At 42.4% G+C, this 22,824-nt stretch carries 15 protein-coding genes; 5 read left to right on the top strand and 10 right to left on the bottom strand.

Features of this window, described 5'->3' with window-relative positions; translation table 11 throughout:
• Positions 1-257: 257 nt before the first annotated feature.
• Positions 258-6,815, top strand: a complete 6,558-nt coding sequence (locus LP316_RS03905) for a LamG domain-containing protein (RefSeq protein ID WP_193022776.1) — start codon at positions 258-260, stop codon at positions 6,813-6,815.
• Between the two features lie 71 nt (positions 6,816-6,886).
• Here LP316_RS03905 and LP316_RS03900 read toward each other — a convergent pair whose 3' ends face one another.
• Entirely contained in the window at positions 6,887-8,392 is a 1,506-nt protein-coding gene (locus LP316_RS03900) for a S10 family peptidase (RefSeq protein ID WP_193022775.1), read from the bottom strand.
• Positions 8,393-8,655: 263 nt separating this feature from the next.
• Here LP316_RS03900 and LP316_RS03895 point away from each other — a divergent pair, with 263 nt between their 5' ends.
• Both LP316_RS03895 and LP316_RS03890 read left to right on the top strand, forming a co-directional pair.
• Entirely contained in the window at positions 8,656-10,194 is a 1,539-nt protein-coding gene (locus tag LP316_RS03895) for a methyl-accepting chemotaxis protein (protein ID WP_193022774.1), read from the top strand.
• Positions 10,195-10,264: 70 nt separating this feature from the next.
• A complete protein-coding gene (locus LP316_RS03890) occupies positions 10,265-11,269 on the top strand; it encodes a 2-hydroxyacid dehydrogenase (protein ID WP_193022773.1) in 1,005 nt (334 codons plus the stop codon).
• Between the two features lie 15 nt (positions 11,270-11,284).
• On the opposite strand, the gene LP316_RS03885 is transcribed toward LP316_RS03890, so the two are convergent.
• The 4 genes from LP316_RS03885 to LP316_RS15975 form a co-directional block, all read right to left on the bottom strand.
• Entirely contained in the window at positions 11,285-14,290 is a 3,006-nt protein-coding gene (locus LP316_RS03885) for a PqiB family protein (RefSeq protein WP_193022772.1), read from the bottom strand.
• Positions 14,283-14,816, bottom strand: coding sequence for a paraquat-inducible protein A (locus LP316_RS03880; protein ID WP_193022771.1), 534 nt, complete (start codon positions 14,814-14,816; stop codon positions 14,283-14,285). The genes LP316_RS03885 and LP316_RS03880 overlap by 8 nt, the downstream gene beginning before the upstream one ends.
• Before the next feature lie 70 nt (positions 14,817-14,886).
• On the bottom strand, positions 14,887-15,498 hold the full coding sequence (locus LP316_RS03875) for a paraquat-inducible protein A (RefSeq protein WP_193022770.1): 612 nt from the start codon (positions 15,496-15,498) through the stop codon (positions 14,887-14,889).
• 130 nt (positions 15,499-15,628) lie between these two features.
• Positions 15,629-16,858: a c-type cytochrome gene (locus LP316_RS15975; RefSeq protein WP_226960796.1), complete on the bottom strand. Its 1,230-nt coding sequence runs from the start codon at positions 16,856-16,858 to the stop codon at positions 15,629-15,631.
• Positions 16,859-17,052: 194 nt separating this feature from the next.
• Here LP316_RS15975 and yihA point away from each other — a divergent pair, with 194 nt between their 5' ends.
• The gene (yihA, locus tag LP316_RS03860; protein WP_193022769.1) at positions 17,053-17,694 is read left to right on the top strand and encodes a ribosome biogenesis GTP-binding protein YihA/YsxC; all 642 of its coding nucleotides are present in this window, start codon (positions 17,053-17,055) and stop codon (positions 17,692-17,694) included.
• 65 nt (positions 17,695-17,759) lie between these two features.
• Here the strand turns inward: yihA and chrA are convergent, their stop codons facing one another.
• Entirely contained in the window at positions 17,760-18,923 is a 1,164-nt protein-coding gene (gene chrA, locus LP316_RS03855) for a chromate efflux transporter (RefSeq protein WP_193022768.1), read from the bottom strand.
• 370 nt (positions 18,924-19,293) lie between these two features.
• Entirely contained in the window at positions 19,294-19,704 is a 411-nt protein-coding gene (locus LP316_RS03850) for a hypothetical protein (protein WP_193022767.1), read from the bottom strand.
• A gap of 228 nt (positions 19,705-19,932) precedes the next feature.
• Between LP316_RS03850 and trhA the strand changes: the two genes are divergently transcribed.
• Complete coding sequence (gene trhA, locus LP316_RS03845) at positions 19,933-20,592, top strand: PAQR family membrane homeostasis protein TrhA (RefSeq protein ID WP_193022766.1); 660 nt, start codon at positions 19,933-19,935, stop codon at positions 20,590-20,592.
• Here trhA and LP316_RS03840 read toward each other — a convergent pair.
• From LP316_RS03840 to LP316_RS03830, 3 genes are all read right to left on the bottom strand, one after another.
• On the bottom strand, positions 20,583-20,741 hold the full coding sequence (locus LP316_RS03840; RefSeq protein WP_193023799.1) for a DUF2986 domain-containing protein: 159 nt from the start codon (positions 20,739-20,741) through the stop codon (positions 20,583-20,585). The genes trhA and LP316_RS03840 overlap by 10 nt on opposite strands.
• A 35-nt stretch (positions 20,742-20,776) precedes the next feature.
• On the bottom strand, positions 20,777-21,634 hold the full coding sequence (locus tag LP316_RS03835) for an alpha/beta fold hydrolase (protein ID WP_193022765.1): 858 nt from the start codon (positions 21,632-21,634) through the stop codon (positions 20,777-20,779).
• A gap of 64 nt (positions 21,635-21,698) precedes the next feature.
• Entirely contained in the window at positions 21,699-22,820 is a 1,122-nt protein-coding gene (locus LP316_RS03830) for an MBL fold metallo-hydrolase (RefSeq protein ID WP_193022764.1), read from the bottom strand.
• Positions 22,821-22,824: the final 4 nt, after the last annotated feature.

Genomic DNA, 22,824 nt, shown 5'->3' with positions numbered 1-22,824 from the left:
TTTTTGCTGTAAATTAACAATTCTACCTATATCATTTATACTTTATATTTTAATTGGTTAGCCAATGCAAAATAGGAATTTGTAGTGAACTTACGACTAATCATCAGTTTTATCCTGTTATTGCTTTGTAATCCAGCGCTCGCGGCAACCTGTAGCAAAGTATTTCCTGCTGGCTTCAATATCTTAGGTAGCACGGCTGAACCATTTGATAATATCCCCCTAATAACTCAATAACCCCACTTACTAATGGCACAACCGTGCCACGTGGCGACAATTTTTATCTCAATAGCCCGATAGGTAACAAGGGCGAGATAAAAATTGGCCCTGCCACCGGTACCGAAACAACCAGCCGTATATATATTCGCAGTTCGGTCAGTTGGCAAAATATTAAAATCAACCGATTTGGCAAACCAGAAGACGTTATTATATACATAGCTGGCGCCCTAGCCTTATCTGGTGGGAGTACCGAAATTAATGCGATTATTTATGTTGAAGGTGCCATCAGTCAAAGTGGCGGCGGTTCCATCCTTAAAGGATCAATAACGGCTAGTTCTGGCTCGGGTAATGGTGGTGTTATTTTTGATGCCAATGCTATTCAAGCAGCCGATTTCAGTACCTTGTGTGATAAAGACGGATTAACCTACCCCTACAAAACAGATTTTGAGACTAGCAACACGGAATGGACATTAGAGGGTGAATGGGCGATCAGTAACAATACGACAGGCGATCGCGTTGCTAACTCGCCAGTCCAGTTTTTAGATAATAACCCGAATGAAGTCGACCAGCGATATTATCGCAATGTTTACGCAACATTAAACAAACCTGTGCCCATTCCGTCATCGGCTATTAACCCAACCCTGCGCTTCGCCTATAAGTCTAAGCTATACAATGGCGACATATACCTGCAAGTTTCGACAGACGGGACAACTTGGCAATCGTTAAGGCGCATAACCGAAGAGTACTATCACGATACTTACACTTATCACGAAATCAGTTTAGACGCTTATAAAGGGCAAAATGTACAAGTTCGCTTTCGCCAATATATGCATGGTGCACCTGGGCCAAGGCTGTTTCTCATTGATGATTTAACCATTGGCGATCTCGATTTACCTGATCTAGGTTATCCTTATTTAAATACCTTTGAAGCGCTGACAGAACGGAATCATTTTGCCGATGAAGCCGATTGGGGCATAAATACCGCGCACGATGATTATTACCCGGCACAAGGAAGCTATTTCTTAGATAACAACGCTCGCAATCTCGATCAGCGTAATCATCGCGATCAATATGTCACTATGGCAGGATATATCACACTCCCCGCCGATGTGAGTAATGTCATTGCCAGTTTTGACTACCGCGCTAAATTATTTAATGACTACGTGTTCTTTCAAGTACAGGAGTTTGGTCAAGCCAATTGGCAAAATTTAAAGACCTTCACAGATCAAGAAAATCACGATACCTATACCAACTTTCAATATGCGTTAAGTCAGTTTGCCGGTAAAAAAGTGCGCTTTAGATTTAGGCAATACCACAATGCCACCACAGGGCCGCGTGTCTTTAGTATTGATAATTTTTATGTTGGTGAGGTGCCAGTAGAAACGTATAGTTTCCCCTACTTTAATGACTTTGAAAGCCAAACATCAACACCAAACGTTAATGGTAGAGATCATTGGGTCAATGAGGGTGACTGGGATATCAGTCAAGCACATGACGATATTTACATCCCTTATCAGGGTGATTACTTCCTTGATAACAACAGTAAAAACGAAGACCAACGCTTTCATCGTTATCACTATTCTCGACTCAAGGGCTTTATTCCTATTCCAGCCGATGCTAGTGCCCCGCTATTAAGCTTCTGGTACAACCCAACCATATTTTCTGGTCAAGTTGACGTCCAAATTCAAGTTGCTGGTAGTAATAGTTGGCAACACTTATTCCGGTTTACCGACCAACTAAGCCATGAAGATTATGTTAATCATGAAATCGATTTAACCAGTTTTAAAGGGCAAAGTGTTCGCTTTCGCTTCAGTCAATACTGGCATAGTACCAATGGCCGACGAGTATTTAGTGTCGATAATTTTTACGTGGGTGAAAGTCTGTTACCAACACTCAAATACCCCTACTTTAATGACTTTGAAACGCCTGTTTCAACCGATGAGGTCAATGGCCAAGACCAGTGGAATGACGCTGCCGATTGGGGAATTTCACAAGCCCATGATATTGAATATATCCCCTACAGCGGCTTAAGCTTTATCGACAACAATGCGCAGTTTGTTGATCAGCGCTATCACCGCAATCACTACATTGATTTACAGGGCTTTATTCCTATTCCTAGTGATTCACAAGCGCCAACACTGAGCTTTTATTACAAAGCTGATATTTTTTCTGGCCAAACCTATGTTCAAATCCAAGAGCAAGGCTCAAATAACTGGCAAACGTTAACCACCTTTACCGAGCAACTCAACCATAAAACTTACGCTCGTCATGAGTATGCTTTGAATAATTACAAAGGCAAAAATGTCCGCTTTCGGTTCAGACAATACTGGCATAGTGGCAATGGCCCGCGCGTATTTACCATTGATGATTTCAAAGTTGCCGAGCTTAGCCGCGATACCTATAACTACCCTTACGAAAATGACTTTGAAACATTAATTTCTACCGATGAAGTTAATGGCCAAGACCATTGGAATCACCAAGGTGATTGGAATATTTCACAAGCACATGACGACAAATATTATCCGAGAAGTGGTAACTATTTTCTCGACAATAACGCCGACAACGAAGATCAGCGTTATCACCGCAACCACTATGTTGATATGAATGGTTTTGTGCCAATTCCACTCGATGCCCAGAGCCCAGAATTGAGCTTTTGGTATCGCGCCGATATTTTTAGTGGTCAAACTTATGTTCAGTTACAAGTTGAAGGCTCCAACAATTGGATTAATCTAACGACTTTTAACGACCAATATACTCACCCAACTTATGCCCGATATGCATACCCGTTAGACAACTACAAAGGTCAATCGATAAGAGTGCGTTTCCGCCAATACTGGAACTCAGCCAACGGTGGTCGAGTGTTTAGCGTTGATGATTTTCGCATCGGCGATAATATGCAAAGCTCACTTGGTTACCCATATTTTAATGATTTAGAAACACCATTAAGCCGTGCAGAATTTATCAGTGAACACGACTGGGGAATTTCTCAAGCGCACGATACCGACTATCTGCCTTATGAAGGCGACTGGTTTATTGATAATAACCCTGGGTTAGAAGATCAACGCTACCATCGCAACCATTATATTACGCTCGCCGGTTACGTGCCGATCCCGAGTAATGCGACCTTGCCGACCCTGACCTTTTGGTACAAGGCCAATATTTATTCAGGCCGAATCTATGTCCAGATAAAAAGACGTAATGAGCCCGTTTGGCACAATCTACAAACTTATATACCTCAGCTTAGCCACGGTAATTACACCAAAGCAGAAATTAACTTAGATGCTTATAAAGGTGATGAAGTCTTTATTCGCTTCAGACAATATTGGAACAGTGCTTCTGGTCCTCGCTTGTTCACTGTTGATAACGTCCGCATTGGTAATTTTGAAAATACGCTATACAGCTATCCGTATTTTAATGACTTTGAATCGGCCACATCTACAGCCTCAACGAGCGGTCGAGATCACTGGAATGACGAAGGTAACTGGGGTTTGTCAAATCAGGATGAGGTAACTAGTGGTGCTTATTCAGGTAACTGGTTCCTAGATTCAAACCCCAATGATGACAATCAGCGCTATTTCCGCAACCATTATGCAACGATGCGCGGTTTTGTCCCGATCCCAGATTCAGCCAACGACCCTAAAGTGAGCTTTTACTATAACGCCTCAACTTTTAGCGGATATGTTGATCTTCAGGTCCAGCGCCAAGGTGAAAGAAACTGGCGAGTACTCAAGCGCTTTGACAACGACGATAACACCACCGATTACCAGCAATTTGTTTACAACTTAAACCAGTATAAAGGCGACAACGTTCGCTTTAGATTCCGCCAATACTGGCATAGCACGAGTGGCCAACGTTATTTTTCAGTTGACGACTTCTTTGTCGGTCAAGACGTACTCTCATTGTGGTATTTTGAACAAGACTGGCTTGACAGCTCAGGCCAAGGGGTAGCCTTAACACCCGTTAATAACCCAACTTTTAGTAATACCAACCGCGCCAAAGATGGCCCTGTTGCCAGTGCCACAAGCACCTGTTACTACACTGAATACGATGGCAGTAATTACAGTCGTGCCGAAAATACCGCACAAGTCAGTCAAATACCTGAACTAACCATCTCATTGTGGGCTAAAGCCAACGCATTTAATGGTGGCTTACAAGCATTATTAACCAAAGGTAACGGCCTAGGTATTTACCTCAATGCCAATGGCTATGTTGAATGGCACTATGGCGATCAAGTACTCACGTCAACCACACCTTTAATCATTAATAAATGGTCACATATCGCCGTTACGTTTGGCGCAGACGAGCAAAAACTTTACTTAAATGGCGGCCTCAATAACAGTGCTAATGCGCTTGTATCGCTGACTGATATTGACCAAGATATTTTCTTGGCCGCCGAGTTTGACGGTAACGCGATTGATACAAGCCGCAATTTCAATGGTGATTTAGATGAAGTTCGCCTGTATTTTTCAGTGCAAGATAGTGCTGCAATCAATCAAGATATCAACACATTCCGCCCATGTGATATTAAATCAGAGCCAAACCACTACTTAATTGAGCACAACCCTACTGGCCTAACATGTGCTGCCGAAATAGCGACAATTAAAGCGTGTATGGATGAAAACTGCACTGAGTTAAGCGATCAAAGTGTCAGCTTAGATTTACTGGGTAACAACCAAGTCAAAGCATCAACAACCTTTACCGGCTCAACCACGGTAAGTTTCAATCACACCAGTGCAGAAGTACTCACCTTAGGGCTTGCCAATGAATCAATCCCAGCAACCGAAGCAACGCGATGCACAAATGGCTTCAATAACAGTTGTCAGATTGAGTTTAAGAACGCTGGATTTAGGTTTTTAAGTGCCACAGGTGATACTAACTTAGTGAGTCAAATTGCGGGGCAAGCCTTCGATTTAAGAATACAGGCCGTTGAAGATAACAACGGCGTTTGTGAGGGGTTATTTACCGGTAATGTTGATATTAAATTTGCCAAGCAACTCGCCTCACCGACAACCGAGGGCCTTGCCCTACTGCTCGACAATACAACCATACCAGCCCTACCCGATTATTCAGCAAATATCGGGGTTAACTTTGGTTCGCAAAGTATCGCAACTATTGCCTTGAATTACCTCGACGCAGGTCAAATTAGGGTACACGCAGCCTATGATGATGGTGAAATTTCAATTAGTGGTAGCAGTAATCCATTTTGGGTTGCCCCTGCATCACTGGTGTTAAAGGCTAACAACACCCAAGGTGACCTCGATGGCAGCAATGCTGACGCGGCTGCTCATCAGCCAGCAGGGACAGGTTTCACCTTTGAGGTTAGCGCGCTGAATACCTTAGGTGATACCACCGTGAACTATCAGCCAGGTGACATAAACATGTCAGTGGCCCGCATTGCTCCACTTGATACGGGTACTGTCGATGGCGATTTTATTTTTGCTGATTCACAGTCACTTACCTCAAGTACAACACCGAGTTTTAACCAGGTTACCTTAGCTAGCTTTAACAATGGCACATCTAGCTACAACAATGCTAGTTTCAGTGAAGTAGGCGTCATTGAAGTCGATTTACAAGATGCCAATTACGGCGATGGCTTAGTTATCGATGCTCAAGCGATAACTATCGGCCGATTTACGCCGGCATATTACATTCAAACCATTGCCTCTATTGTTGATGCGGGCGGAGCAGTTTCTGAATTAACGGGCTCATTACACAATAACCACAACGCAAGTATTATCAGCACGTGTAACTTAGATCAGTCCTTTGCTTACATAGGCCAAAAAGATGCCTCAGACAACGCAGTAGGTAGCTTGCGATACAACACCATACCGCAGCTTGAGATTACCGCTTACAACCAACAAGGTGCAGTGACTACCAACTATTTAGGTGACTTTGTTAAGTTACAAGATGACAGCATTGAAGTCTTACCGCCAACAGCGGATTCAACTTCGCTTGGCACAGATAACAATTTACTCGCTATGACAGGCACAATACACCATGGTCAGATAGTCCAAATTAATGTCGGCCAAGGCAGTGTTGATTATCAATTGTCACCGTTAGATAACTTCTACTATCTGCGCACGGCCTTTAGCCAAGTAGAGCCCTTTACTGCTTCATTTGATTTAGTGGTCAACAGTGTCATTGATAGTGACGGCATTAGTGCAACGGCAATGCAAAGTGTTTCACCAGCGGGTATAGAAATGCGCTTTGGCCGCATGATGGTAGACAATAGCTATGGTCCGGAAACCGCAGATATTCGCCAATCAATCCAAACGCAATATTTACGCGATGGCAATTTCATTACCAATGCCCAAGATCACTGCTCGGCAATTAACCTCGCAAACGTCAGTGCAACTAGCTTAGGTAGCAGTTCAGTCTCAGGTACGAGCGGCAGTATAGCCTCAGGTAAAAATGACACGGTAGTATTAACCGCATCAAATCAAGCAGGTGAGGTTATCGTGATTTACGATGCCCCAGAATGGCTAAAATACACTTGGACCACAAGTGGCGATCTTGATGAAAACCCTGAAGGGATTGCCAGTTTTGGCCGCTATAGAGGTAATGATCGCGTGATCCACTGGCGAGAGAAAGGGAATTAGACAGCAATGCTTGAAGGCGGTAAGGCAGATAACTTCCCACCTTGCCACCTTCAAACATTTTAGCTTTATCTTTAGTACTTAGCGGGTTGATTTTTTGCAGGCAGGCTCGCTTTAATAAACTCGCGAATATCTTGATTCGCCGCGTCTAGATCGGGCGCGCGTAAATACATCATATGACCACTTTCATAGCCTTTAAACGATAAACGGTCGGCCATTTTACCGCTAGGATCTAATTGCCACATGGTGTACTTAGCATCAAAGTAGTTGGTCGCGCCATCGTAATAACCCGCTTGGATCATGACATTTAAAAACGGGTTTTGTGCCATGGCTTGGCGCAAATTTTCACCTGTTTTATCGTTGCTGCGATCCCAAGGTCTAACGGGACCAAACATGTTGTATTTAACATCGGTTTTATAACCTAATTCATCGCGTAAATAGTAATTAATCGCCGGAGTAAAACTATGAAGCCATGACGTTAATTCGGCGTAATAATCAGGTCGCTCACCGACATTTTGCTTATCAATCCCCAAATAACGCGAATCGAGACGACCAACCGTCTGCTGACGCTCTCTTAACAGCGCTTTCCAGAAAAATGCCGTATCAATGGTTAAGTTTGACCCCATAACTTCATCAATTGATAAACCTGAATAAAGCGCCACCTGCTTAGCGACAGCTTGCTTTTCAGCTTCAGTAATGAAGCCACCTTTGGCTATTGCCGGTAAATATTGGTTAATGGTAAACGCTTCAACTTCGTCTAATAAGCTGAATAAATCTTTTGATTGAAGAGGCTCTGATAACGCCTTGTGATACCAAGCCGTTGCGGCAAAATACGGTAAACGATTAGCCGCTTTAACTGGGCCCTTGCGCTCAATACCGATATCTGTTGGCGACACTAAAATAACACCGTTTAGGTACATCCATTGACGATTTTGTAATTCTAACGCCAAACCAGAAACACGTGTTGTCCCATAGCTTTCGCCAATCAAATACTTAGGTGATCGCCAACGTTCGTACCTGCTAACAAAGGTCGATATCCATTCCGCCAAATATTCAACATCAGCATTAACGCCAAAAAAAGCCTTCTTTTGCTCTTCTTTTGATGGCATTTTGCCATTTTTGTCAGCTAAAACTCGAGAGAATCCAGTATTCACAGGATTAACAAAAACAATGTCAGCAACATCTAATACTGAATGAGGGTTAGTTTTCACGCCATAAGGCTGTAATGGATAGCCCTCCTCATCAACATTGAGTACTTTCGGGCCCGTATAGGCAATATGCATCCAAACTGACGCTGAGCCGGGCCCTCCATTAAAGGAAATAAGCAACGGACGCGTAGCGCTGTCTTTGATATCAGTGCGCTGATAATAAGTATAAAAAAGGCTAGCTGTCGTATTACCTTCTTCATCCCAAACAGGTTGAGTACCTACCGTCGCGCTGTAACGCACCTTATTACCTTGAATAACCGTAGTGTGGTTTGTCGTCGTTGCGTCATCACTGACTAATAAACGTGAGTTTTGCGCCTGAACCGCAAAACAAAAAACACCGGTTAATAGTAAAACCTGAATCCTTTTAATCATGTTATACCCTATTTAGTTTTTGTCATTATCAGACTAAATGCTACGCTTAAGAAAATGAATAAAATCGAGATGAAATTACGCTTTTCGTCGCTCAGTGTAGTTCAAAAACCACAAATTAACTCTTTGTTTACATAAAGAATTAAACGATTATTATCTTGAGCAAAAAAAGTGACTAACAATTGATTTAACGATATTCTTTACCGATTTATGACTATACTCGAAGGGGCTTCCCCTTATTCCGCGAATACCGAAGGCAAAAATTGATGACTAAAACGACCAATACCGAAGTAGTCTTTTCCCAACATGAACAACTCGTTTCAACCACTGATGTCTACGGCACAATCACCTACGCTAATGAGGTTTTTTGTCGTGTTGCTGGCTACCAAGCTGAGGAGCTCGTTGGTCAACCACACAATATCTTGCGTCATCCAGATATGCCAAAAGCTGCCTTTGCCGACTTATGGACAAAACTAAAGCGCGGCGACTCTTGGCGCGGGTTGGTAAAAAATCGCTGTAAAAGTGGTGATTATTACTGGGTTGATGCCTACGTAACACCACTTTACGAGGGCAGTGAAATCATTGGTTATCAATCAGTGCGCTGTTGCCCAACCGAACAACAAAAACGCGATGCCCAAGCCTTGTATGACGCGATAAATGCAGGTAAGTCCGTTAATGAATTGAGCCTTAATTACGCGCTAAAATACGCATTATCCGTTATCGCACTACTTGTGTTCTCTGGTCTAACTTATGCCTTTAGCGGCTCATTGCTAGCAGCGATTATGCCCGTGCTATTTGCTGCTTGTTTGTTCGCAACCTTTAATCAAGAATTAATTGGTCTGCCGCAATACGTACAAGAACTAAAGGCCAAAGTAGACAGCCCCTCGCGCTGGTTATTTTCCGGTTACGGCTTGCGTGCATTACTCTCCTACCCTGAAAAGTTATCGTTTGCAAAAATTAGAACCGTACTAGGGCGAGCCGAAGATGCCGGCCATAATTTAGTTGGTATATCGCATCAACTAGCAAGCTCAGCAGAGCAAAGTTTAAATGGCTTGGTAGAAGAAAATAGCCAATTAAATGAACTGGCGTGTGCTATTGAACAAATGAGTAACAGTATCAGCGAAGTGAGCAACCATTCAAATGTAGTGTTTGAGAACGTTAGTAACGTGCAACGCATTTGTTCAACAACGAAAGACAGTATTAATGACAACAAAAAAACCATTAGTGGTTTAGCGGATGAAGTTGATCAAGCAGCAACAGTTGCAGAGTCTTTAGTTACCGATGCCGACCAAATTGCCACGATTATGGCTGAAATTGAAGGTATTGCCGATCAAACCAACCTGCTCGCTTTAAATGCCGCCATTGAAGCTGCCCGAGCTGGTGAACAGGGTCGTGGTTTTGCTGTTGTTGCTGATGAGGTGAGAACATTAGCTAGTCGTACTCAATCTGCTACCGAGCAAATTCAAGTATCAGTGCGCGAACTCCAATCGACGATCAGCCACTGGAGTAAAACCATGCAGCAAAGCAAAGATAATGTTGATGCTTGTAATGAAGAATCAACCCAAGCAACCATAGCAATGGACGAAGTTATTAGACTTGTCGATCAAGTAAGCAGTGTCGCACAAGATGTTTCTTCGTCAACGGACGAACAAGCAAGTGTCGCTCACAATCTCAATGTTCGTGTTAATAATATCGCCGACATCTCTCAACAAAACAAAGATATTGCAATGTCGGTACATGAAAATGGTAAAGCGGTGAGCAAAAGCGTTGAAGATATTGAACATTTGAGTGCAACATTTCGCTAACAATAGCTAACAGGTTCTCATAATACTTGTGATAAATTAGCATTAAAACTAGCCAGGGATGTGAAGTGTAATGAATAAAGTCGCTGTTTTTAGTAGTAAAAAGTATGATCGTATAATTGCCGACTCTCATATAGAGAGTTCGCCGCTGGCGTTTACATTCTTCGAGTCGGCACTTTCTGAAGAAACGGTTCATTTAGCGCAAGGGTTTGACGCTATCTGTATTTTCGTTAATGACGAAGCCAACAGAACCATTTTAGAGAAACTTAAAAGCTTTAATATTACGGTTATTGCCCTTCGTTGTGCTGGTTACAACAATGTCGATATTAAAGCCGCTGATGAGCTTGGCTTTACCATTTGCCGCGTACCAGAATATTCACCCGAAGCCGTTGCCGAACACACTGTAGGCTTAATGTTAACCTTAAGCCGCAAATTCCATAAAGCCTATAACAGGATTCGAGAAGGGAATTTTGCTTTAGACGGTTTAATGGGCTTTAACCTTTACCAAAAAACTGTCGGCCTTATCGGCACCGGAAATATCGGTATAGCGACGTTAAAAATTTTAAAAGGATTTGGTTGCCATATTATTTGTTCGGACCCCGTACAAAACCCTGAAGCAATAGCATTGGGTGCCAAATACATCGATCTGAATGAGTTGTTCCAACAATCAGATATTATCAGTTTGCACTGCCCTTTATTGCCTCCAACCTACCACATTATTGATGAATCTGCGGTTAATAACATGAAAAAGGGCGTCATGATTATTAATACTAGCCGAGGCGCGTTAATAGACACCAAAGCCGTTACTCAAGGATTAAAAAGCGGCCAAATTGGCTATCTTGGCCTCGATGTATACGAACTTGAAAGCGGTTTATTTTTCGAAGACTTATCAGAAGAGATTATTCAAGACGATGTCTTCCAACGACTCACTGCATTTAACAATGTTATGATCACTGGTCATCAAGGCTTTTTTACCTCCGAAGCCTTAAATACCATAGCACGTACTACTATTAACAACTTGCAAACATTATTGAGCAACCAAGTGTTGGACGACGAGTTTATCATTCGCAGCCAATAACGCGGTTAGACTAGCCTAGTCCTCTTTCGCTAGGCTAATTTGAGGTTGCCAATTTAGCCATTTTTCTTGTGGCCCTTCGTGTAAGGTAAAGACGGTTGTTGTTACGTCGCTATCTAAGCTCTCATCACTTGGCGTAGCAAATGAAATCCCGCCAGCCATTAAGGTTTCAATCGAGCTGGCTTTAACTGATACGCCGCTAAATAAGCCGCCATCAAACTCAATACCACTAGCATTCCAAAACTGGCTATTAGCTGTTACTAACGGCGCGTAACGCTCTGCAATATTGACATAAATAAGCACGCTATCAGCAGTATCGGCTAATTCAACACCAATCACCTCACCCACTTTGACCTGACGATATAAAACCGGATTACCCACACGAACCGATGCTAAATATTTTGTCGCTAGTGTGATATTTAAGCCATAGGGCTTTGATTTAAGCGCCGGCTCATACGATTTAGCGACGAAGTTTTGTTTCGGCTCGCCACTGCCTGGCATCATAGCAATGGCACCACCACTAATAATGGCTTCGAAGTTTTTATTGCCCACTAGTCCAACTCGTGGTCTTGCAAACCAAAATTGACTACCTTCGAGCGCTAGGCCCTTGCCCAATTCGTTCAAGAAGCCGACGGCAGTTGCACCTACGCCCTCTTTATCAAAGACTAATTTAGTGATTTGACCGACTTGTTGGCCGCGATAGGTAATATCCATGCTCGGCTTGAGATCTGCAAAGTCTTTAAAATAAATCGAAATGGCCTTACCCGCTGATTGTGCTAATTGCTGATCGGCAAATAGCTCAAAGCTACTGCCCTCTTCAACAGGCAATGGCTCGGTTAATGTTACTTCAGGGTTGTAAAAGCTAATACCGCCCTTTAATACCGTATCTAAAGTTTCTGTTTGCACTTTAAATTGACTTAAATTACCGCTAACGTTAACACCGCTGGCATTATAAAAACGGGTAAATGGACTAACTAAGCCTTGGTATTCCTCATCAATGGTAATATGTAAATCCACTAAACTCGGGTCTTCACTCAATGCAACATGGTCAATTTGACCGACCTGAATGCCGCGATAACTAATTTTACTGTTGCGATTAATACCACCGCCATGCTCGGCTTTTAACACTAACTGCAAGCCTTCAGCGTGTAATGGTTTTTTCGGAGGCTGTTGGCTCAAAACAAACTGGTTTTTAGCCTGCCCGTCTCCGGCATATAAACTGATATAAGCACCGCCAAATAGCGCTGTAGTATCGGTAATACCCGAAAGTGAAATTTCAGGTTCAATCACGAAAAACTGGCTATTTTCTGTCAGTAAAAATTCATATTCGGGCAGCAAGCCAACTTGGGCATAAGACACTTTACCATCTGTCGAGGTATGATGAACCGAGCCTATTTCGACATCTTGATAAATAACGCGCATTGCCGGCTTTACATCCTTCATTTGGGGTGCAAACGCTAATGTCAAACCAAGTCGTTGTTTAGCAATGTTTCGATTATCGAACAGCATAAATTCACTGCCATTCTCAGGCGTTTGTTCACCCTCTAACTTGCCATGGTCAAAAGCTATACCGCCTTTGAGTAATGCTTGAATCGCTGGTGTTTCAATTGACAGCCCCTGGAGTCCGGCAGAAACTTTAAGGCCGCTAGCATGCCAAAAACGACTATCTTCCGTGACATACTGAGCGTAGTCGGGCTCGATAAAAATGCCAAGTTCAAAGCTATCGTGGCCATTGGGTGCTATCGACTGAACATTACCTACCTTTTGGTCTTTGTAAAAAACACCGGAGCCAACATTGACTGACTTTAACTCTTTAGCCTTTAAAACTAGATGAACGCCTGGCTCTTTATATGACAAAGGTGGTTTTTTACTTAGCACATTATAAGCATTAGCCAGTTCGCCATCTTCAGACAATACAACACTCAGGTGAGCGCCTTTTATCAAACTACTTACATTGGTTTCACCGCCTAAATCAATATTTGGTGTAACGACATAAAATTGGCTTTCATCGGTTAAGAATGGTGCTATCCGCGGATTCATTTTGGCTTTCGCGGTCAGCATATGGTTTGTTGCATCAATCGCTGTAATTTCATCGACACGACCGATACTCATGCCGTGATATACAATAGGAGCGCCCTTTTCAATACCTGAATCCCAAGCAAAATTAAGCTCAATTTCATAGCCCAATTTGGCAGTATCAAAATCTCGGTGTAAGACAAAATTATGACCACTTTCTACGGGCGAGATATTCTTGCTTTGACTATCGTGATCGAACGCAATACCGCCAGAAATTATCGACGCTAAAGACTCTGTTCTGACTTTTATTCCGTCGCTAATCGAGCCTGAAACGTCAACACCACTGGCATTCCAAAAGCGCGAGGAAGCATTAACTAAATGCATAAATTCGTGCTCAATAAAGACGTCAATCTCAACTTGGTTTGTTTGTTGAACATAACGATAGCCCGAGACATAACCAACAGTGAGTTGCTTAAAGGTTACAGGCGAGTTTTTCTCAACGGAGCCCAAGGTATCAGCAGCTAGTTTTATATGTAAACCCGGTGTACTCGTATCTAAAGGTGGTTGCTCAGTTAAGCCAATAAATTTTCTTTTAGCCTTACCTTCACCGGTAAGATCAGGTTTCATGTTGATATAGCTACCTGAAATCAAGGTATCAAGCCCTTTGATCCCTTGAAGAGAAACATCAGCGGTGACAAACCAGAATTGCGTATTTTCAGTGAGTGCTTCGGCGGTTGAACCTATCATTTCAACTTCAACAATAACACTTTTTAAACTATCTGAAACAGTGATATTAGTGACCTTACCTGCCGTTAAACCACGGTACCTAACCTCTGTACGACCAACCTCAATACCGTTAGCGCTTTCAAATTCAATGGTAATAAATACCCCTTGGTTAGCGGCAGACTTCACTAACAACCAACCAACAAAAATAAAAGCAATAAATGGTACAAGCCAGATCGCAGAAATACTATTACGGTTTACCACAGTAGCAGATTGATCAGTCATTATTCTTTTTGTCCCAAAGTAAGCGAGGATCGAAACTGTGCGCCGCAAACATACTAAACACTACCATGAGGGTAAAATATGTCGCACCAGAAGCAGGCTGAACGTCGGTAAAAATACCAAATTTAACTAAAGCTCCTGAAAGCGCAACGACAAACACATCTAACATAGACCAAGGGCCTAAAGAGTCAACAATTCGGTATATTTTGCCAGAATATACTGGCGAAAATGTAACTTTTTGATACGTAGCCAAAACCAAAAACAAAAGGCCAAACAATTTTGCTAATGGCACAAAGAAGCTCGCGGTAAAAACAATAAACGCAATGGGCAACATATCGTTGTTAATTAACGAGTTGATACCTTCTAAGATTGTCATTGGGTCTGGCACGCCAAACTCATAATAAATCATGATGGGAAAATAATTGGCAGGGATAAACATGATTAGCGCGGTAATTGTCCAAGCCAATGTATACTGTAAACTGCGTGGATGACGTTGATAAAAATAACCATGACAGCGGCTACAACGCATATAGTTTTCAAGTCGAGGTTGAAGTTTATGGCATCTCGGACAGCGTGCTAACCCGTGTTTATGAACCGTATTAGACATTCGGCGACTGCTCTAATTTTTGCCACACAGTGTGGTGGTCTAACGTTAAATGCGTAAGAATTGAACACAGTAATAAACCGATAAACATCGCAAGTCCTATATTTAACGATACGTCGGCGTATTCGGCTAACTTGTATACAGCGACACTAATACCTAAAAAGAAGACATGTAACATCGCCCAACTATCGAGAAAATGATAGGAGCGGAAAAACTGTAAATGGGTATGGGTAACTCGATTGCGCTTTATCGCTAAGCAGATATAAAACGCGGTTAATAATCGAATCAATGGAATGGCGATGGTAAACAAAAACAAACCAAGTGCGACAATAAAAAATTCGCTTCGCAGTAACACAAACAAGCAATCAATAAGTGAAACTTCAGCATACTGGCCAACAAGCGTTGCGCCGACCATGGGCATAGAAATCCCGGGGATGAACATCAGCAAGCCAGCAAGAGATATAGCTAGGGTGCGATTAATCGAATCAGCTTTTGCCTCGGCCATTTTACAGCCACAGCGTGGGCACAACGCTATTTGTTTATCAGCAAGCTTAATTGCAGGATATAGTGCGTCACATCGAGGGCATGCGAGTTTTTCGTGGCTCATAGATGGCTACTTAACAACAGTATGAATACTTTAATAATAAATGAAGGAAATTCAAAATAGCAAACCGAATTGCTAAAAGCCAGAGACAAAAAAAGCAGCCTAAGCTGCTTTTTTTTGGGTAATGCGCGTTTTATAAAGACGACATGTATTGTGCTAACGCTTCAATATCTTCGTCTTTTAAGCGGACCGCAATATTACGCATCATCTTGTTGCTATCATTTGCACGGTCTTGACTACGGAACTTAGTAAGCTGTGCTTTTAAGTAATCAACGTGTTGGTTAGCTACGCTTGGGAAACCAGCTTTAGCCATGCCTGCGCCATCATAACCATGACAAGCTGTACATGCTGTAATACCACGTGCTGCGTCACCGCTTAGGTATAACTTACGGCCTTTTTCGTTGTCTGTTCCTGTACCTTCAGACATTTTTTGTGACGCATAGTAAGACGCTAAATTTTTCATGTCTTCTTCAGATAATGAGGCAACCATACCTGCCATGATTGGGTCGGCACGCTCACCTGATTTAAAGTCCATTAACTGATTGGTAATGTACTCTTCGTGCTGACCAGCAATTTTCGGATACATCGCAACTAACGAGTTGCCATCTGCACCATGACATGCAACACAAGTACCTGATAGCGCCTTACCTTTTGCAACATCGCCAGAAACAATCACTGGCGCAGACTTAGAACCACTTGCTTGAGCAACGGCTTTAACAGCTGGATCTTTAAAATACGCACCTAAATCAGCAATATCTTGCTCAGTTAGGTTCATCGAAACTTGATTCATTGCTGCATTTTCACGCGAACCATCTTTAAAGTGGTTTAATTGCTTTTCGATATACTCAGGGTGTTGATTAGATAGGTTAGGATTGATTAACACTAAAGAATCACCATCTTTACCGTGACAGCCAATACACGCTGTAATACCGCGAGCCTCAGCACCTTGCTCGTACAAGTGCTTACCTGCTGCAGCATTAGGAACAATTTTCGCAGCAGCTGGTGCAGCTGCAGTTACAGTAGTTGAACCTGCATCAGCTGACGCAGTTTCACCTGAGCTATCCATCGCCGCGAAGTAAGCACCTAAATCAGCCATATCTGTGTCTGATAACGGAGCAGCCATTGGCGACATTAAAGGATCTTTACGAGAGCCATCTTTGAATGCTTTTAATTGTTTAACAATGTAGTCAGCGTGCTGACCAGCTAAGTTTGGATACATATCTGCAGTACCGATGCCGTTTGCACCATGACACGCTGCACAAGTTGCAGCCTTAGCTTTACCAGCTTGAGCGTCGCCAGCTGATGCATTTGCAGAAGCTAACATTCCAACACCCAACACTAGAGAAAAGATTACTTTTTTCATTGATCACTCTCTTTTTTTATAGGTGGTTAATTTCAATTAACCTTCGTATAACTGTAAAAATTAGGCATATTTTACACGATTCTTGCCACGGTGTAATAACAAGCTGTAAAAAAACCTACTAAATTTCAGGTTATTTATCCGCGGGATCAAAAAATTAGATATAATATTGACAATTCTTTCACGAGGAATCGACTTTGTCAGATCACACGATTAATTTAAATAAAGCACATTTCACCATTAGTGCACCTGATATTCGAAAATTACCTAATGACGATGGCATTGAAGTTGCCTTCGCAGGTCGCTCAAACGCTGGTAAATCAAGTGCGTTAAACACACTAACACGCCAAAAGAGTTTGGCGCGTACCAGTAAGACGCCTGGCCGAACACAGCTGATCAATGTTTTTGACGTTGAAGACGGTAAACGTCTTGTTGACTTACCTGGCTATGGTTTTGCCAAGGTCCCACTTGAAATGAAAAAGAAGTGGCAAAAAGCACTAGGAGAATATTTAGAAAAACGTGAAAGCTTGCAAGGCTTAGTTGTGCTAATGGATATTCGTCACCCGCTTAAAGACCTAGATCACCAATTAATTGAATGGGCAGTTGATAGCGAATTACCCGTCTTGGCGCTATTAACTAAAGCCGATAAACTCTCACAAGGTAAAGCGAGTGCTGAAGTACTGTCTGTCAAAAAGAAGTTAAAACCACTCGGCGGTGATATTAAAGTTTTCGCCTTTTCTTCACTCAAGCGCACCGGCGTTGACCAAGCAACGCAAGTGATCAGCAATTGGTTTGCCACGCCTGATGACAGCGCTAAAATAGAAGAAAACGACGTGTAATCGCGTTCCCCCTACAGAAAAAGGCAGCGCAGGCTGCCTTTTTGTTATCAGCTAATTGCTCGGGCTTACAACCAAGCCACTAATGCGCCAGTAGCGGCAAAACCTAAGACTAAATAAACAATCGGCAATCGCACTTGTTTCAATAAAAAATATCCTAGTACCACCATCGCCATATCTTGGGCACTTACGACGGCAGACGTAAATAGTGGCTGATACAAAGCGCTAAATAACAAGCCGACAACGGCAGCATTTACCCCTTGAATAGCGCCAGACAGCTTGGGCATTTGCGCGATAGTTTGCCAATATTTTAAAAACGCTAACATCAGTAAAAATCCGGGAAGGAAAATAGCTATAGTTGCGGTTAAAGCACCGAGTATTGGGGCTTCTGGCGCCAAATGGAAACCTAAAAATGTTGCCAAGGTGAACATTGGCCCTGGTACGGCTTGTGCCGCCGCATATCCCGTTAAAAAAGTATCCGTTGAGAGCGTATCAGCCAGTAACTCTTGTAACAGCGGTAATACAACATGTCCGCCGCCAAACACTAAGCTGCCCGCATAGTAAAAATCAGCAAAAATACTCGCTATATTTGATGATGACGCAATAACAGGCAAGCCAACAAACAATAAAATAAACAAACCAAAAGGCAACCAATCAAGTTTAAACCTGACATCAACTTTGCGGTTTTGGAGCAATGCTTCACTTGCTAAAAACTTAGCACCCCATAATGCAGCAACGACAATAACTAACATTTGCGAAGCAATACCCGAGACCACTAGTAAAAATAGGGCGGCAATAACCGCGATAGATTTGGTCCGTTGGCATTGGCAAAAGCTAGTAAACATAGTCAATACTGCATCAGCCACCACGACGACTGCTAATAGTTTTAAGCCGTGAACAACCCCAAAAAACAAGACATTATCAACCCATAGCTGGCTCAAACTTGCCAACAACAACATCAATACTACTGAAGGCATGGTAAAAGCAATAAATGCAGTAAAGCCGCCAATAACCCCTGCCCTTTTATACCCTAAAGCAAAGCCAACTTGGCTCGAGCCAGGCCCAGGTAAAAACTGACTCAACGCCACGAGTTGGCCATATTCTTGTTGTGACAACCAACCGAGCTTTTGGACAAACTTGTGATTGAAATAGCCAATATGAGCTGCGGGGCCGCCAAAGCTAATTAGACCTAAAGTAAAAAAATTAACAAAAATGTCGAGGTATTGTTTCATGAAGTTCAACAACAAACTGAAGTTATCGAATTGTAAAAAATAACCAAAGCAAATAAAAGGATAGATTCCGTGAGTGATTAACGGGATGCTTGAGCAAGGCAAGTAAAGCTTTAGCTTGTTTAACGGAAGGCAGAAAGAAAAAAGCCGATGATAAAATCATCGGCGGATTAGCTATGGGGAAAGCTAGAAAATATACAAATTATTACAACAGGTGTTCGCAAGGAACAAATGCATTATAGAGTAATTACTTTACGCTTGTAAAGTGATTACTCTAAAAAATTAAACGATTGTTTGAAAATTATGTTTATAAGTCTGTATAGACGACCAAGAATATAACGATTCTGAATGATCAATAAGTCAATTAAGTACCTTATTTGAGGGTATAATCAAACTCGGACAGCCATTGCAGAGCTTGCTGTTCGTCATGAAATACCTGCTTAGTGAATATCTGATCTTTACTGTGGACTATTTTTCCGGCGTATTTTTCTGTTATTTTCGACTTCCCTACTACGTGCGCGGCATGTGTTAACCCATTATCTATACACCAAGCGACCAAAGACTCTAGAATTTTATCGACACCAGGCACCCCCATTTCCCAATCACAAAGGTATACTATGTGGCCCCAATTATTTGCGACTAAAGCGCTAGCTTCTAATTTAAAGTCATCACTAAACGCATGGGCAGTATTTTCATTCCACGCCCCCTTTAACGTGGCAATGACGATATTATTTTCATAACTCACTTGGTAGTAACCATGCATACTCGCGTTACTTTCACGCATAGGCCTTCCTCTAAACACCAAATTCTTGATCTAAATTCGGCTAAGATTAAATTTTACGCTATGTAAATTAGTTATACGTATACAGATTGAATATAGCTCAATTAACTAAAAATCGTCCAAAATTCACCTTTTTAAAGTATCTTGCACATTACTGGTCAGACAACTTTTAATCTCAGGAAATGAGTGCTAAAATGTTTCAGCGTACACCTGTACACTAAAGGTATATTTATGACATCAACTACTCGTCAAACACAGCAGCACAATGCCGCTTACTCTGTAGCAGAAGAAATTGCTAACGCGGTTAGCCATGGAATTGGAGCGTTGTTAAGTGTCGCCGGCCTCACCGTACTAGTTGTATGGGCATCTTTAGACGGTGATGTGTCGCGCATTACAAGCTTTTCGATATACGGAGCCAGCTTGGTGATCTTATTTTTAGCCTCAACCTTGTATCACGCCATTGGCCATGTCAAAACTAAAGAAGTCCTAAAAACACTCGATCATTGTGCAATTTATTTGTTGATCGCAGGTACTTATACACCACTGATGATGGTTACTTTACAAGGCTCTCTCGGTTATAGCATGTTGGCTTTGATCTGGTCGTTGGCAATCGCTGGGGTTTGGTTCAAGGTTAAATTTGGTACCCGATATAAAATCATTTCCTTGATTACTTATTTGGGCATGGGTTTTATTTCACTGTTTATTATCCACCACTTATATCAAGCGCTTTCATTAGGTGGCACAGTGTTACTTGCTGCAGGTGGGTTAGTGTATGCCTCTGGTGTTTATTTTTACGTGCAAAAGAAAATTCCATTTAATCACGCAATTTGGCATGTCTTTGTTTTAGGTGGTGCTAGTTGTCACTTTTTTATGATGGTGCACTACGTTTGATCTTCGTTAACTACTTGCTCACTAGCTAATGCCATTTTGGCTCGTTCAGCTTTTGAAATGTATTTCGGCTTATTGCTTTTGTGCAGTTTAGCATTGGCCTTTTTCATTTTTGCTTTGAGTGTTTGTTTGACTTTCTTTTTCCGGTTCATCATGCCTTCTCCAAAAGCCAGTAGTTTACCTTATTTTACTCGCTCAACCTAACCTGTTCTCTCGATTGCTCAATACCGCTTAGCATTAACCGCGCGCACTCATTTGGTGACTCAAGCGGTATTAAGTGGCCATAATTTAGGTTCTCCAAAAAGATACTGTGCGGGCTAACTCGCTGCCAAACCTGCCAACTTTTCTGTGAAAAATACAATGAAGGCTTACCGCGAATGGCACTAACCGGCACCTGAAGTTGACCAAGCGTTTTGTATAAGTTGGGCGCACTGGCATAATTTCTCGCTTCCCATAATTTAGGAAACGTGAGGCGATATGCGTTTTCTTCATCTTCAATCAAACTGTGTTGAGCCAACAGCTGTAGATTATGATCATCTATGCGTTTAAATACTCGCCGGCTGCGGCAATCGTCATAAAATGTTTGTTTGCTCTGCCAGTGTTCAGGTTTAGCTACGGTGTATTTTATCGGTTGGATTCGCCGCTTTAACTTAAACGGCGCAACTCTTAATATTCTCGCCAACCAAGGCGACGCCATGGCGGGCTCAATAAGCACCAATCGAGAGAATAAGTCTGGTCGCTTTATTGCGGCATAGATTGTCGCTGTTGCGCCCAATGAATGGCCCACGCCAATAACAGGTTTAGTGATATGGTGCTCTAAAAAGTGTATTAAATCATCGGCGTAAATTTGCCAATCAAACGATTTTGGCATGCGCGTGGCTGGCCAGGTTGCGCGATTAAATAAGCTAGATACGGCAAATTGCTCAGCTAACTGCTCGAGGACACCTTGATAACAGCCCACAGGAAAGCCATTAGCCCCATAAAAGTGTAACGGTTCACCTTTTCTTGACCAGTGCTGAAAATGTCTGCCGTGCTCCATCATCATAAGGATTGCCTACGCTCCTTAAATCTTGTCGTATTTGTATCTAACATAAAACTTAAGCGCTTACTCAAGGCATATTGCGCCACCAAGCACTATCAGGGTAACGCTCAAGGGTAAACACTTGGCCGATAATCGGGGTTGCTAAAGCCACATTGCGTTCTTTTGCTGCAACTATTGTTCGCTCGATTGGCTCCGTCCAGCGGTGTCTAGCTAAGTCGTATTTGGCCCAGTGAATTGGCAATACAACAGAGGCTTTAAGATCGACTGCCGCCTGTACTGTTTGCTCAGGAAACATATGAATTTGTGACCAATCTCGATTGTACGCGCCATCTTCTAAAAAGGCGATGTCAAACGGGCCGAACAACTCGCCAATTTTACTAAACTCCTCAGAGTATCCACCATCACCACTAAAATAAATCGACTGTTTCGAGCTTTGCACAACCCAAGAGCCCCAAAGGGTTGCAAACCTATCGGTTAACCCACGACCACTAAAATGACGCGAAGGGGTTAAGGTAAATTTTACTTGTTCGATTTGTGTCGATTGATACCAGTCTAGCTCGGTAATTTTACTACTCGCCACACCCCAGCGTTGTAAATGGCCCTTTATACCAAGTGGCACTAAATATCGAGTCACTTTGTCATCAATTGCGGCAATCGTTTGATTGTCGAGATGGTCGTAGTGATCATGGGAAATCATCACAACATCAAGCTTAGGCAAATCATTAGGCGTTGTTGGCGTTTTTTGAGCAAAAGGCTTACCGCCAAAAAACACGGGTGAAGCACGATAAAATATTGGATCAGTAATCACCGTCAAATCATCTTGCTTAAACAGCACGGTTGAATGACCGAGCCAAACATAGTCACCGTTATCTAGTTTGGTTAACGGCTGTGAAGGAAGTGGTTGGCGCGGGTTTTTATCTGGTGGTGGCGAAAGCAAATCAAAGAGCGTCGCCCAAATTGTCTGGGAAGTATCACTTGGCGTTGCGATTACGGTAGGTGTCAAATTAATGAATTTTTCGCCGTCAAAGTTAGGTGACTGAGTCATTTTTTCGAGGCTTTTAGCGTCGGGGCTACCACCAAAAATCGGTGCCCAACTTACATAGGCTAATGCGCATAAAATCACGAGTAAAATAATCGCGATAAAAGCAGTGATTAATTTAAAGATTAACGAGAACCAGTTTAGTAACATGATA

It is taken from the genome of Thalassotalea sp. LPB0316, from assembly GCF_014898095.1.
Classification (GTDB): Bacteria; Pseudomonadota; Gammaproteobacteria; order Enterobacterales; family Alteromonadaceae; genus Thalassotalea_G.
Note: the sequence above shows the minus strand (reverse complement) of the source record. Positions and strands in the feature narration are given on the sequence as shown.